This window comes from Bacillus sp. RZ2MS9, assembly GCF_001816185.2.
In the GTDB taxonomy this organism is placed as follows: Bacteria; Bacillota; Bacilli; order Bacillales; family Bacillaceae_G; genus Bacillus_A; species Bacillus_A cereus.
This window is the reverse complement of sequence record NZ_CP049978.1, coordinates 2,332,282-2,346,005: the sequence shown is the minus strand read 5'-3', so window position 1 is coordinate 2,346,005 and position 13,724 is coordinate 2,332,282. Positions and strand designations below refer to the sequence as shown.

Sequence of the window (13,724 nt, the reverse complement as noted above, 5' to 3'; positions counted from 1 at the left end):
AATGATAGTTCCACCTCACTGAATATTACCCTTCACCATGAGAGCATAGCAGAATAAATTCCTAAACAAAAGCATTTCTCTTAGCTCTCAAACCGTAAACAAATAGGGAATCAGCACTTGTTCCTAAGTTCTGACTCCCTTTTATTTGTTCTTATATCTATCTGTTATACAGTTTCATACGTTCCCTTATACAAAACTGCTATTGCCGCTACTATAAGAATCATACCCATAAAAGCAGGTGCGGCATGACCAAGTGATACATAGATTTGTCCTCCAAGAATAGGACCAATCATTCTTGCTAAAGCTTGAATAGATTGGCTTCCACCTTGAATCCTTCCTTGTTCACTAGAACTGGCAGACTTTGAAAGCATCCCGTTGAATGAAGGCCCGAAAATTGAATCCCCAAAACCATACATTAGCATTCCAACGATTAGTAGTGGATAGAGTGAAAACAAAGCTGATGCCGCAATAAAACTGTATCCTATAATCTCCGAAACCATCCCAAGAATAGCTATTTGTTTATCACTAAGATTGATTAAAAGCTTTGGCATGATAAAACTTTGTGAAACAATGTCTTGAAAGCCCAAAATTGAAAACATAAGTCCGATTAATGCAGGTTTCCAACTGAAAGTATCTATTGTAAATTGCGTGAAAATTGCTTGTAAAGATCCGTTAGGTATCCAAAGTAAAAACGCTGAGATAAGTAACCATTTTAAATTTTTCATGGAAAGTATATTTGCTAGCTGTGCAAAAGGATTTAACCTTACAAAAGTAATCTCTTTTAACCTGTTATTTTTGTCAAGACTCTCAGGCATGTATTTCATACCATATAAAACATTTAATAAAGTTATGAACGCTCCAAAGTATAAAGGTACAGAATGACCAAACTTTGCAAGTAACCCCCCAAGAGTTGGTCCAATAATAGTTCCCGCACCTACAACTGCACTCACCCATCCAAAGTATTTCGTTCTCTGCTCTTTCGGAATGATGTCTGCAAAATATGCGAAGATAGTACTTATGCTCCCACCTGTTATACCTTCTATTATCCGTCCAGCAAATAATACCCATAAAGCTCCTCCTATGCCAAAAACTAAGTACCCAATTGCAGAACCAAATAAGCATATTAAAAGTAATGGACGACGGCCATACTTATCGCTTAAACCCCCGAGTGCTGGAGCAGCTAAAAACACACAGGCCGCATAGACGGAAGTTAGTAGTGTAACAACTAATGCTTGTTCTTCCGGATTACTTGTATATGGCTGTACTAAGAATGGGACTACAGGCATGATGATACTGAAACCTATACCACAAAGAAATACAGAAATAAGTCCGAATAGTAACGCATGTTTATCTATGCTTTTTTCAGTTTCCCTTTCATTTTGTGATCTAAATATAGACATTTAACTTCTCTCCTTAAAATTTTTTGTTGCTTTGTCAACAAAATGATAACCCTGTTTTGTTGATTAGTCAACAAAGATAAAATAATAAAAAAGCAGCCTATTCTCATATTAGAGTAAGGCTGCCATTTTATTATTAAAATGTATTACGATTTAATATGTATACCTTGTTTCTTTATTTCTGCATCCAAATGTCTACTATACTTTTCCACAAAGCTAATTATACTGTCGAATTCTTCTTCAGTTACTTGCTCAAATACAGCTTTATCCCGCTCTTGAAACTCTTTGTGCAGATTTTCATGGATTTTATAAATTTCTTTCCCTTGTTCGGTAAGCTTAAAATAAATTTCTTTCTTATTTTCTGACTTTTGGTAACTTTCAACAAGGCCTTTTTGTATGAGCTTCTTAGTCATTCTACTTATAGCACCGCGAGTCACATAAAAAGCCTCTGCGAGTTGTGTCACGTTAGAATCTGCATTGTTTTCAATATATTCAATACAGTGGACTTCAGAAGACTTAAACCCTTTAAGGCCTTCTTCCATCTTATCTTTATTAAGCCAAACCAGCTTATTATATAATTCCCTGAAACCGTTCATGACCTGTTCTTCTTTATTCATGACCTGCCCTCCTCACCGCTCATTAGCACATTAAAACTATTATATTAAATTTCTGCTTACGTTTCGACAATATTGAAATAATTATTGTAACATTAAAGATATGTGTAAAAATAGGCGCTTAAATAAAACAATTCATTAGACAGCAAATTCTGCAAGTTTATTGCTACTTACAGTAAATGGTAGACAAAAAGTAAGAGCTAAGATTATTTCTCTTAGCTCTTCTTTCATAAAACTATTTCACTTCATTAGCGACAAAAAAGTGCTCACATACACTTGATATGCGCTGTAAGTCCACGTTCCCACCAGATATAACAGCCACTACTTTTTTCCCTTTTATATAACTATCAACTTTTCCTGCAAGAAGTGCAGCAGTTGCTAATGCACCTGCACCTTCTACAACAGCTTTCCCACGTTGTAATAAATCTTTCATCGCTACTTCCAGCTCTTTTTCTGATACAGTTACAATATCATCTACTAATTCTTTTACAATTTCAAATGTTAATTCTCCTGGTATTTTAACTGCGCAACCATCTGCAATAGTAGGGGCCTCATAATGTTCTACGATTGCGCCTTTATCGTAAGATGCCTTCATTCCATGAACATTATCTGCTTGGACACCAATTATATTAATGGATGGATTAAAAGATTTTAATGCTACAGAAATACCAGAAATAATTCCGCCTCCACCTATTGGTACAATGACAGTATCTACATCCCACATATCATCAAGAATGTCTAATCCAATTGTACCTTGACCAGCCATTACCTCTACATCATCATATGGATGTAAGTATGTTTCACCTGTTTCCCTTATAATTTCTTCACATTTTACCTTTGCATCATCAAAGGTTTCACCATGTAAAATCACTTCAGATCCATATCCTTTTGTTGCTTCAACTTTTGCCTGAGGTGCAGAAATTGGCATAACAATTTTACTCTTAATACCGAGTAAATGAGCAGATAATGCAACTCCTTGTGCATGATTACCTGCTGAACATGCGATTACACCTCTTTCTTTTTCTTGATCCGTGAGCCGTGACATTTTATTAAATGCGCCACGAAATTTAAAAGAACCCGTTAATTGCATATTTTCTAATTTCAAATGTATTTCTCCGCCCGTTTTACTAGTCAAATAAAAAGATTTTACTAATGGCGTTTTACGAGCATTTCTATCTAGAATCTTGTGAGCTTTTTTAATATCGTCTATATGTAATGGTAGTTTTCTAGTTATCATACTGACACCTCTTCCAAAGTTCTATTTCTAAGTTTTCGTAAGTCGTAGCTCCTTTATACGAAAAGAAAAAATCTTTATATATGTACCCCACTCTGAAATAAACACATTTGCAAACAATTTAACATCCTTTTCATATCGCGTTCTTTATAATGATTTAAACATGCAATTTGGATCCAATTATTCTTTTGTAAATAAGATGACTCATAATGAACGATGTATCCTTGTAATGCTAATGCATCGCCTACTACTTTAGAAGAATGGTCTTCGCTTAATACAATAGTAAGTATAATTGGCGCGGCATGTTCTTTAGGTGAAACAAGCTTTAAGCCCATGTCAGTAATAACTTCTTCAACATACTCGTATGTCTCTTTAATTTTTACAAATACCTTTTCATCTTCAAATCTCTTCAACGCTTCTTGCAATGCATAAATTAAATTCCATGATTGTGAGTATGGAATGCTTTCATTTTCTTCATACATGCCAATGTCCATATAGGCTGGCACAGCCTCGTTTATTTTTACAATGTGGTTATAAAAAACGAAAGAAATTCCTGTATATGATTTAATCGCTTTACCGCTAACACCACTCGCAAAATACACATCCTTCAAGTCTAATGGTATTGCTCCAATTGAGCTTATGCAATCTACACATAGTTTTATTTGATTCTCGTTACAAAGAGTATTTAGCTCGTTTAAATCGTTTAACATTCCAGTAGATGTTTCATGATGAACAAACCAAAGCCATTCATAATTTCCAGTTATTATTATTTCTTCTAATTCGTTATAAATAAACGGCTCTCCCATTTCTTTTTTATACGTATCAAAATGTAATTGTGCTCGTTTTGCATGTCCAACTAATCTATTTCCAAATTCTCCATTTGTTAATATTAGTCCTTTCCCTTTTAAAGAACGTAACTGTAAAGCAATCGCATCATTTGCTAACGTCCCTGTTCCTAACATAAGCTGTACATGTTTTGCTTTTGTCATGTGAAGTAACCGTTTTTTCACATTGTCCATCATCACTTGAAATGACTTAGAGCGATGCGAAATAGGCCGCGTAGAAAATGCCTTTCGAACATTCTCTTCAATATCTACTGGACCAGGTAAAAACGTATATTCTTTCGTCATAATCCCTCCAACACTCGACTCTTCAAACATAGCAGGAGTAACATACATTGGCTGGAAGGCTGCTTCTTCTGTACCAACTAACGTATGAAAAGATTTGAATCCCATTTGCTCATATAAAGGTAGTTCACGTGTTGTTGCAGAAATGAGTGCTAATTCATATCCATTTAGAAGCAAATAACGATGTAGAAAACGAATTAATCCTAACAACGCTCTTCCATTTCTATATTCACGTTCTACTGAAAGTAAACGAATTTCATACACTTTTTCTCCATGCTCTTGCAAATAAATATCTAAATTTGAGATTTTATAATCTAACGAGAATGGTCGTTTTCCCCGCACTGCGACCATACCTACTAATCTATCCTCATCTAAACAAATTAAATATGTATTTTCATCATGAAAGCGATCTATACGAACACGCTCTTTCGTTTCTTCATGTTGCGGAATTTCTTCTACAAATGTTTTATAATTCAATTTATGTATACGTTCAAATTCCCGATCTTGATCAGCAACTTTATAAATTAACCCCATGGCTTATCTCCTTTATGTATTTAATAAAAATTATAAGTGGAGATTTACTCCACTTATTAAAATTTCGTTTCAGTCTCGATTTACATATAAAATAAGCACAATGATAAAAGCACTTAAAATAGTCGTAATAATAGAATAAGAATACAAAATCATGCAAACTGGTAAACAAGCAATTGTAATTAACCCTGGCTTATTAAACCCTTTAAAAATTAAATAAAATATAATGAAAACAGCAACAAGAGTAAGCGCTATCAAATAATCAAATGCGATTAATCCTCCAATAAATGTTGATATGCCTTTTCCGCCCTTGCCTTTAAATACAATTGGATAAATATGTCCCAGTAAAACAGCTAGTAAAGCTAACATTACAAATGTAGAATCTCCAAAAAGGTATTTTGCAATAGAAACTACGATTGCCCCTTTAATTGCATCACCTAAAAATGTAGCGATGAAATATCCTTTTCCATATACACGCCCCATATTTCTTGCGCCGGGATTCCCACTTCCTTCATCTCGGATATCAACGTTATATCTCCATTTCGTTACTATATAAGCGGTCAATATGTTCCCAAATAAATAAGAAGCGACCAAATACAAAAACTGCATACTATTAATCATATAATCATTCACTTTCTACATGGAAGTACTTATACAATATTCATGAACTATGTATATTGTACTTTTTTATCCACTTCCCTTTATACATTTTAACATCATATATTTACAAATCATACAAAAATTCTCATACGCTATTTTTAAAAATATATATCCCTCATTAAATAATATGTTCCTTTCACTGCCATTTCTGCTTGTGATACGAATGTAATTTCTTTCATACTTTCTTCACAGCATTTCTTAAATACAGCAAATATTTCAGGAACTAAACGCAATATACTGCCACTTACTGCAATTGGCGTTGAGTGCTTAAAGTTCAACTTGTTATAAACATTTACTGTAATCCTTGCCAATTCCTTTCCAGCTTGCAAGATAATTTCACGTGCATCATCATTCCCATTTCTCGCTTTCTGAATAACTAATGGCGCGATTGCTGCAACTTTATCTTTTGAAGAACTATAAACTAGTCTTTTTATATGAGACGACGTCAAAAGTTGAAATTCATCTTGAATCCTTAAGCTTAATGGGCAAAGTGCAACTCCTTGATCAAATTGATTCGCCATTCTTTTTAAACCTTGTAATGCAATCCAATATCCGCTTCCTTCATCTCCTAAAATATGTCCCCATCCACCACTATACTCGTACACTTCTCCTTTCTTTCCAAGACAAATTGCACCTGTGCCGCCAATTGTTAAAATTCCATCTTTTCCTTTTAAAACAGCTGCATGTGCAATCATCGCATCATTAAAAACTTCAATTGGTGTTCCATACTTCTTCTTTAGACGTAATGTTAATTCATTCGTATTTACTCCACTTACACCCGCTAATCCTAAACAAATACAAACGCAATGCCCATTTAATACACCTTTCTGGCATTGATCAATCACCTCCATAATATGCACAAGAACTTCTTCAAAATCTATTAATATATTTCCAAAACCACTTGTAGCTCTTACAAGTTCATTTCCGTCTTTATCAAATGCAATTGCTTCTGTCTTTGTTCCCCCGCCGTCTACTCCAATCATATATTTCATCTATTCGCCTCATTCATTTCAAATTGGAGGGAATGTTATATTCCCTAAAACTACAGATTCCTTTGCACCTGTTGCGCTCGGCACATTACTCGGATTACGATGATATGTTTCATTTGCTAAAATGGCAAAGGCGATTGCTTCCTTCGCTTCTGAAGAATAGCCTATATCTTCTTGAAGGAATAATGCACATTTTTCTTCTTTCAATCCATGCCGTATCATTTCTACAAGTGTATCATTATAACTTCCGCCACCACCTAGAATTACCTCATCGATTTCATAATACGGCAGAATAAACTCCTTATAATGATAAACAATTGAACTTGCTGTAAACCTTGTGACAGTCGTCAATATATTTTCTTTACTATGCTTTTCAAACCGCTTTAATAACTCACTGACAAATTCTTCTCCAAACTGTTCTCTACCAGTTGATTTCGGTGGATTCATTTTCAAAAATGGATGATTCATACAATATGTCAAAACCTCTTCTACAACTACTCCTTGTTTTGCAATGTTACCATTTTGATCATATGACAACTGAAACAACCTTTGACATACTTCATCCATTACCATATTACCTGGACCTGTATCAAATGCTATAACGCTTTTCTCACTTAGTTGACTTGGTATTACAGTCACATTACCAATCCCGCCGATATTTTGTAGTAGTCTATTTTTAGTTTGGTGACGATATAAAATAATCTCTGAATATGGTACAAGTGGTGCTCCTTGTCCTCCAGCTGCCATGTCCATCGTTCGAAAATTAGAAATAACCGTCGTATTCGTTTCATACGCTATAATTGCTGGTTCTCCAATTTGTAATGTAGAAGGAATCATACCTCCATCTTGCTGTGGCTGATGATAAATCGTTTGTCCGTGAGAACCAATTAAATCTAATTGTCTCAAAGGAAAATTGGCCTCTTTACAAACTTTCTTTACAGCGTTTGCGAAGCGTAAACCGAGTTTAAAATTCAAACTGCATATAAGTTGTACATTTGAATTTTCTATTGATAATGCCTGCTGGATATCATTTTTCATATCATTACAAAATGGCACAGTAGTAAAATGGATGAGTTCAACTTTAGAATCTACACCGCTTCCATCTATATGAACGAGTGCTACATCTATTCCGTCTAACGAAGTACCGGACATTACCCCTGCAACATACATAACATGCATGACCTCCTATTTACTAAAAAACAATCATGTAAGTAACCAACGTACAACCAATCGAAAACAATATAAATCTAAAAAACAACTGAGCTTTCGATGCAAACGATCCATCAATGAAAGAAACAACTACCGTAAGCAAAACGCTTGCCGCAATACTTGTAACGAGCCAAATACTATGCATTTGTGATAAATTTAGCATGCCTAATAAAGGGACAAAAAGTAAATTTGCACAAATCACTCCAAATAGTAATAAAAACACACCTTTATAACTAAATTTTATATTCATTCTATTTCCCCCTTTCTAGTTTTAATGTGAAAGAAGTGATAGACAAAAAGTCTATCACTCAAAATAACAGCATGCAGATTAAGGATTAACCGACTCTCCGTCACCATTCTTTTCGATTTCAAGCATATTTTTGTCGTACATTTTAAAGAATGGTAAATAAATAAGGAACGATATTGCTATATTTATAAAAACTAATACAATCGCACGCCAATCTCCACCTGTTGCTAAATATGCACCAATTGGAGCAGGTAATGTCCATGGCGGCATAATATGCGTTGGTGTTACAAATCCCATTGCGGTTGCAGCATACGCTATAGTAGCTGTTACTAACGGGGTAATGACGAAAGGAATAATTAAAATTGGATTTAATACAATCGGCAAACCGAATATAACCGGTTCATTTATATTAAAAATCCCCGGAACAATACACGTTCTCGATAATGCTTTCGAATATTTTGATCGACCAAATACAATCATAGCTAACACAAGCCCTAACGTTGCGCCCGAACCACCAATCCAAATAAACCATTGATAAAACGGTTCTGGTGCAATAAACGGAAAATGACTCGCTCCACTTGCTACAGCTTCACCGTTCTTTCCTAAATACACATCCCAAAGTGGCCTTGCCACAGTACCTACAACTGATACTCCGTGTATCCCGAAAGACCAGAAAAACGTAATTAAAAATACAGGTATAATAACGCCAAAGTAACTATCACCAGCTTTTACTAACGGTGCGGCTAGTTTATCTACAACGTAATGTAAATCAACTTTAAAAACGACTGTAATAAGACTCATCATAATAATAACGAATGCTGCAGGTATAAGTGCTTCAAATGAACGTGATACTGACGGTGGTACTTGTTCTGGCATTTTTATCGTTACGTTATTCTTCTTACAAAACCTTAAAATCTCAACTGATAAAATAGAGACGATCATCGTCACAAATAATCCATGACCTCCAAGATTTGTCATCGGAAGCATGAATCCTTTTTTATCAATTAACTCAGGCGTTAATGTTAAAAGTAGTGAACATACCGCAAGCTGTGCTCCTGATAAAGCATCTAATTTATAACTTTTCGCTAAATTATATCCTATTCCAAATGCTATATATAAGGACATAATAAACATAGTTAAACGATATGGTATCAATATACTTGTTTGATTCTTTAATGCCCAAACCGATATGAAACTATCTTTCGGCAGTGGTGGAAATGCTACTATTAAAAAAAAGCTTCCTACTATAATAAATGGTAACGCCGAAATAACTCCATCACGGATTGCTTGTAGATGCCTCTGCTCAGAAAGCCTTGCCATCGGGCCAGATAAGTTTTTATCAAGAAACGTGACAAACTTATTCATAACGCTTCCTCCTAACTAATTAATTCATTTACAGTTTTTAATAAAGTCGGGCCTCCAAGTGGCGTGTATGCTTGCGGTGGAATGATGCCACACGGAATAGATTCCTCCTCTGCAAATTTTTTTACAGAGTCAAATCGGTGTCTTATTTGAGGTGCCACCATTACGACATCCCAGCCATTCTTTACTTCTTCCTCTACCTCATTCGTTCCAATTGCATGCACTTCCATGTTCACACCATTTTTCTCCGCTTCTTTTTTTAAAGCGTTTACAACAATTGCACTGGACATTCCTCCAGAACAGACGAACAAAACTTTCATTTATTAATCCTCCTATACTTATAATTTATTACCCTTCAAATGAAAGGAAGTTTCACTTTACTAACAAGCATATGAAGTAGTAAATGAATTTAGTTATAATGAAAGTAAATTTCATTAAAAATATTTTTCCTATTAAATTAATGTTTCAATATGCAATTTTCTCTATTGCAAAGTCAACCTCGCCTCCTATATTATTTTAAATAATCATATGATAGGGAGGCGTATAAATGATCGTTAAACGTTTATTAATGATATGTTGTATCGTCATCTTGTTCATCCCTTTCTCTTTCATTCCCCCTCACTCTACTTATGCTGAAGTAAATACTGCATACAAAAAACATGAATTACGTGCTGTATGGATTGCATCTGTTCTGAATATTGATTGGCCCTCAAAAACTGGCTTACCCATTGAAAAACAGAAACAAGAATTTATAAGATTATTAGACGATGTAAAAAGCACTGGTATGAATGCAGTTGTTGTACAAATTAAACCAACCGCTGATGCTTTCTATCCTTCAAATTACGGTCCTTGGTCTGAATACATTACAGGAACACAAGGAAAAGATCCTGGTTATGACCCGCTTGCATTTATGATTGAAGAAACTCATAAAAGAAATATAGAATTCCACGCTTGGATTAACCCATACCGAATAACGATGAATCACACCGATATAAATCGATTATCAAATAATCACCCTGCAAGGCAACATCCCAATTGGGTTGTCCCTTATGGCGGAAAGTTATATTACAATCCCGGTATTCCAGAAGTGAAAAAATTTATAACAGAAGGTGCTTTAGAAATCGTGCAAAATTACGATATTGATGCGCTGCATATGGATGATTATTTTTATCCATATAAAGTAGCCGGTGAAGAATTTCCAGATCAGAAAACGTACGAAACATATAATAACGGTAGATTTACAAATATAGAAGATTGGCGACGTAACAATGTAAATGAACTTGTAAAAGATTTAAATACTGCTATAAAACAAGAAAAATCATATGTAAAGTTTGGCATTAGTCCGTTCGGCGTATGGAGAAATATAGCTGACGATCCGACTGGCTCTAACACAACCGCAGGCCAAAGAAACTATGATGACCTTTATGCTGACACACGTGAGTGGATACAAAAAGGATATATTGACTACATTACACCGCAAATATATTGGAATATAGGTTTCACCCCAGCTGCATATGACATATTAGTAGATTGGTGGGTTAAAGAAACAAATAACAAACCGATTCACCTATACATCGGTCAAGCGGCCTATAAAATTAATAATAACTCCGTCCCTGCTTGGTCTGATCCAGAAGAATATCCAAGACAAATTGCATTAAACCGGCTATATCCTGAAATAAAAGGTAGTATGCATTTTAGCTTAAAAGATATTAATAACAATCCACTTGGAGTTAAAGATAGACTCTCAAAAGACATATATAAACATCCTGCATTAATCCCGCCTATGCCTTGGATTGATCATGATCCACCAAAACAACCGACTTTAAAAGGTGCCATTCCAAGAAATGAAGGTATTGCAATTGGCATCATTGACAATAGAGATAATGATTCTGCTTATTACGCTATTTACCGCGCGAATGGGAAAAATGAAGTGGATATACAAAATCCGAAAAATTTACTTACTACTGTAAGAAAAACAACACTTGGAGAAATTTATGTAGATAAAACCGCTATTTCTGGAGAAACGTATACGTATGTCGTAACTGCAGTTGATCGATTGCATAATGAAAGTGTGGCTTCTAGTCATACTACCGTTAGTGCAAAATAAAATCTCATAACAAAAAGCGCCCTAAAGCTGTGATACTTAGCTTTTAAGGCGCTTTTTGTTATTTATTCTTAAACTTCTCAGTCGCTGCTCTCATCTTCACATTTAAATCGTGATCAATTGAGTCGCGAATATCTCGCTCTACTACTTCCATTTCTTTTTGGAAATTTTCCAAGTAGATTTTCAGTTCTTCTTCTTTCTCTGGTCTTTGTGAAGGTGGTAATTGTACTACCAACGATAACATGGCCGTTAAATCTTTCATTAAGAACGTTTCAAGTTTATGTTGTTGTTCAAACATGCGTTGCTCTTGATAGTACGGAAGTGCATTCAATACTGAAATTGTAATATCATCAACCGTTCTTTGTAATGAAGGATTTATTGAGCGTTTATACGCTTGAATTGTATTTAATGCGTCTGGATAACGGTCATAAAAATACAATTTGTAAAATGATAAGTCTGTCGGTTTTACAGTTTGCTGTGTCTCTTGTCTTAAGAAATCTTTCACTTTCATCGCAGCTACATCAATATCTTCATTCGTAAGCTTTTTCGTAGTTTTTGCCATTACATGCACTTTTTTCTGCTTTTCTTTCGGTAACATCGAGAAGACTTGTTCTCTCGTACGTTGACCTGATGCACAAAATAGAGTATTTAATGTATTTTGTTCTTTCTTTCCTTCAGTGCGAATCCAGCGATAAAACAGTGGATGTTGTGTAAATTCTTGTAGAAACGGTATTGATTTGTTTGATAACTTGTCTAAAGAATCTTGCGCTCTTTTATATGGCTTCGTCCATGAAAAATACAGCTTCCGTCCGAAATATACGACTAAAACAACGACAGTAAATGCTATTAAAAGCAATGTACCGAGTAGTAATAATACTGTTTGAATGAAACTCATTTGTTCACCTCCTCTAATAATCCGTTATTTCCTTGGACGCTGAATGAGTTTCTGCTTCATCTCATCATTAAATGTGTCTAGTTCAATAACGAACTTCTTACTTGACTCGATAATACGTTCTGACGATTTTTCAGATGCTTCAATTGCAGCGAACACATTTTGGAATGATTCACGTAATTTATCCATGCTAATAGCAGGGTTTTCAAGCAATTTTGTCGTTTCTTCTGTATTTTGTTTTAACGCTTGAGAATTACTTAATACCATCGATTCAATTGCTTCATTTGTCGCATTCACTGCATCGATTGTTTTCCGTTGATTTGTTAACGCTAACTGAATAGCAGCTGAAACCGTTACAACGTTTTGCGTCATCGTAATTGCATTACGAATTGCCTCTGTTAACTTTTCATTATTTTTCTTAATAATGTCTACAGATGCGATAGATTGTAATAAAACACTTTTCGCTTGCTGCATATTACGTGTACGTACAAGTATCTTTTCTAACGCATCGTTAATTAATGGAATATCTCTTTGACGTTCTGGATTTTGTTTCTCAGCTTCCAGCATGCCAGCAAGTTTTTTCCCTAAGTATACTTGCTTATCAAGAGCGTGAATTTTATCATGCGATTGCTCTTTAAGCATTTCAAGACCAACTGTATCTTCTTGTAAGTTGTCACGACCAATTAGAAGGGATCTTATAATCTCCTCAATTTGCTTATCTATAGATTGATATTTATGCACGTATGTTTCAAGTGGATTTTTCTTGAATACTTTAAACATAATTTTCTTCATACCACTTGCTTTTAATGAATTCGGATCAAGTTCTGATACCACTTTTCGTAATTCTAACAATGTATTTGGAATTTCTTCGTTCTTTCCATTCATCATCGCTGTTACAGGACGTTTTAATGCTGACAACGTTTGTCCTGCTGCTTGTTGCTCTTTATCTCCTAAATCTCCTAGCTGAGACAATACTTTTGATAAATCTGTATTTTGCTCGCTATTTAACTTTTGTACATAAAGATCAGCTTCTTTATTCAGTTCCTCTAATTCTGCATCTTTTATAACTGTATCAACTACTACTTCTACATTATTATCTTTCACGATCGATACAGGTTCTTTTTTCTCGAGTTCAGTCAACAAAATCGCTCCTTTATTTATATGTGCGAATTTATATGCACTATATTTCATCTATTATATCGTATTTCATATACATTCTGATTGCTTGAAATCGATTTTTTTAGAAATGCCTGTTTATGCAGTCATTCCCTGTTTCTTACTATAAGTATACCTGTAAACAACATAATTTTCCTCAGACTTAAGACCTAGAGAACGACATGCTGAAGGCGGATTCTTCG

General features: G+C 34.7%; 13 protein-coding genes. 1 reads left to right on the top strand and 12 read right to left on the bottom strand.

Features of this window, described 5'->3' with window-relative positions:
* Nucleotides 1–164: 164 nt before the first annotated feature.
* The 10 genes from BHV55_RS12115 to BHV55_RS12070 all read right to left on the bottom strand — a co-directional run bounded on the left by BHV55_RS12115 (nucleotide 165) and on the right by BHV55_RS12070 (nucleotide 9,690).
* The gene (locus tag BHV55_RS12115; RefSeq protein WP_053513506.1) at nucleotides 165–1,400 is read right to left on the bottom strand and encodes an MFS transporter; all 1,236 of its coding nucleotides are present in this window, start codon (nucleotides 1,398–1,400) and stop codon (nucleotides 165–167) included.
* A gap of 143 nt (nucleotides 1,401–1,543) precedes the next feature.
* Nucleotides 1,544–2,014, bottom strand: a complete 471-nt coding sequence (locus tag BHV55_RS12110) for a MarR family transcriptional regulator (protein WP_001030901.1) — start codon at nucleotides 2,012–2,014, stop codon at nucleotides 1,544–1,546.
* A 232-nt stretch (nucleotides 2,015–2,246) separates the two neighbouring features.
* Nucleotides 2,247–3,248 carry a bifunctional threonine ammonia-lyase/L-serine ammonia-lyase TdcB gene (gene tdcB, locus BHV55_RS12105; protein ID WP_000632959.1) on the bottom strand — a complete coding sequence of 334 codons (1,002 nt, stop codon included), beginning with the start codon at nucleotides 3,246–3,248 and terminating at the stop codon, nucleotides 2,247–2,249.
* Nucleotides 3,249–3,322: 74 nt separating this feature from the next.
* A complete protein-coding gene (locus BHV55_RS12100; protein ID WP_048568156.1) occupies nucleotides 3,323–4,906 on the bottom strand; it encodes an aminotransferase class V-fold PLP-dependent enzyme in 1,584 nt (527 codons plus the stop codon).
* 69 nt (nucleotides 4,907–4,975) lie between these two features.
* Nucleotides 4,976–5,524, bottom strand: a complete 549-nt coding sequence (gene plsY, locus BHV55_RS12095; protein WP_070758097.1) for a glycerol-3-phosphate 1-O-acyltransferase PlsY — start codon at nucleotides 5,522–5,524, stop codon at nucleotides 4,976–4,978.
* Nucleotides 5,525–5,661: 137 nt separating this feature from the next.
* Nucleotides 5,662–6,555 carry a BadF/BadG/BcrA/BcrD ATPase family protein gene (locus BHV55_RS12090; protein ID WP_070758095.1) on the bottom strand — a complete coding sequence of 298 codons (894 nt, stop codon included), beginning with the start codon at nucleotides 6,553–6,555 and terminating at the stop codon, nucleotides 5,662–5,664.
* An 18-nt stretch (nucleotides 6,556–6,573) separates the two neighbouring features.
* The gene (gene anmK / locus BHV55_RS12085) at nucleotides 6,574–7,722 is read right to left on the bottom strand and encodes an anhydro-N-acetylmuramic acid kinase AnmK (protein ID WP_048568159.1); all 1,149 of its coding nucleotides are present in this window, start codon (nucleotides 7,720–7,722) and stop codon (nucleotides 6,574–6,576) included.
* A 22-nt stretch (nucleotides 7,723–7,744) separates the two neighbouring features.
* Nucleotides 7,745–8,011 carry a hypothetical protein gene (locus BHV55_RS12080; protein WP_001021966.1) on the bottom strand — a complete coding sequence of 89 codons (267 nt, stop codon included), beginning with the start codon at nucleotides 8,009–8,011 and terminating at the stop codon, nucleotides 7,745–7,747.
* A 78-nt stretch (nucleotides 8,012–8,089) separates the two neighbouring features.
* A complete protein-coding gene (locus BHV55_RS12075) occupies nucleotides 8,090–9,373 on the bottom strand; it encodes a PTS sugar transporter subunit IIC (protein WP_001032295.1) in 1,284 nt (427 codons plus the stop codon).
* Nucleotides 9,374–9,384: 11 nt separating this feature from the next.
* Nucleotides 9,385–9,690, bottom strand: a complete 306-nt coding sequence (locus BHV55_RS12070; protein WP_000865907.1) for a PTS sugar transporter subunit IIB — start codon at nucleotides 9,688–9,690, stop codon at nucleotides 9,385–9,387.
* 227 nt (nucleotides 9,691–9,917) lie between these two features.
* Between BHV55_RS12070 and BHV55_RS12065 the strand changes: the two genes are divergently transcribed.
* On the top strand, nucleotides 9,918–11,477 hold the full coding sequence (locus tag BHV55_RS12065; RefSeq protein ID WP_070758093.1) for a glycoside hydrolase family 10-like protein: 1,560 nt from the start codon (nucleotides 9,918–9,920) through the stop codon (nucleotides 11,475–11,477).
* A gap of 58 nt (nucleotides 11,478–11,535) precedes the next feature.
* Here BHV55_RS12065 and BHV55_RS12060 read toward each other — a convergent pair whose 3' ends face one another.
* Nucleotides 11,536–12,369: a DUF3974 domain-containing protein gene (locus BHV55_RS12060; RefSeq protein ID WP_000008378.1), complete on the bottom strand. Its 834-nt coding sequence runs from the start codon at nucleotides 12,367–12,369 to the stop codon at nucleotides 11,536–11,538.
* A 24-nt stretch (nucleotides 12,370–12,393) separates the two neighbouring features.
* Nucleotides 12,394–13,506 carry a toxic anion resistance protein gene (locus BHV55_RS12055; RefSeq protein ID WP_000137396.1) on the bottom strand — a complete coding sequence of 371 codons (1,113 nt, stop codon included), beginning with the start codon at nucleotides 13,504–13,506 and terminating at the stop codon, nucleotides 12,394–12,396.
* Between the last annotated feature and the right edge of the window lie 218 nt (nucleotides 13,507–13,724).

Coding starts and splice junctions, on each gene's coding strand:
- BHV55_RS12115 (WP_053513506.1), bottom strand. CDS start 1,400: ATGTCTATATTTAGATCACAAAATGAAAGGGAAACTGAAAAAAGCATA.
- BHV55_RS12110 (WP_001030901.1), bottom strand. CDS start 2,014: ATGAATAAAGAAGAACAGGTCATGAACGGTTTCAGGGAATTATATAAT.
- tdcB (WP_000632959.1), bottom strand. CDS start 3,248: ATGATAACTAGAAAACTACCATTACATATAGACGATATTAAAAAAGCT.
- BHV55_RS12100 (WP_048568156.1), bottom strand. CDS start 4,906: ATGGGGTTAATTTATAAAGTTGCTGATCAAGATCGGGAATTTGAACGT.
- plsY (WP_070758097.1), bottom strand. CDS start 5,524: ATGATTAATAGTATGCAGTTTTTGTATTTGGTCGCTTCTTATTTATTT.
- BHV55_RS12090 (WP_070758095.1), bottom strand. CDS start 6,555: ATGAAATATATGATTGGAGTAGACGGCGGGGGAACAAAGACAGAAGCA.
- anmK (WP_048568159.1), bottom strand. CDS start 7,722: ATGTATGTTGCAGGGGTAATGTCCGGTACTTCGTTAGACGGAATAGAT.
- BHV55_RS12080 (WP_001021966.1), bottom strand. CDS start 8,011: ATGAATATAAAATTTAGTTATAAAGGTGTGTTTTTATTACTATTTGGA.
- BHV55_RS12075 (WP_001032295.1), bottom strand. CDS start 9,373: ATGAATAAGTTTGTCACGTTTCTTGATAAAAACTTATCTGGCCCGATG.
- BHV55_RS12070 (WP_000865907.1), bottom strand. CDS start 9,690: ATGAAAGTTTTGTTCGTCTGTTCTGGAGGAATGTCCAGTGCAATTGTT.
- BHV55_RS12065 (WP_070758093.1), top strand. CDS start 9,918: ATGATCGTTAAACGTTTATTAATGATATGTTGTATCGTCATCTTGTTC.
- BHV55_RS12060 (WP_000008378.1), bottom strand. CDS start 12,369: ATGAGTTTCATTCAAACAGTATTATTACTACTCGGTACATTGCTTTTA.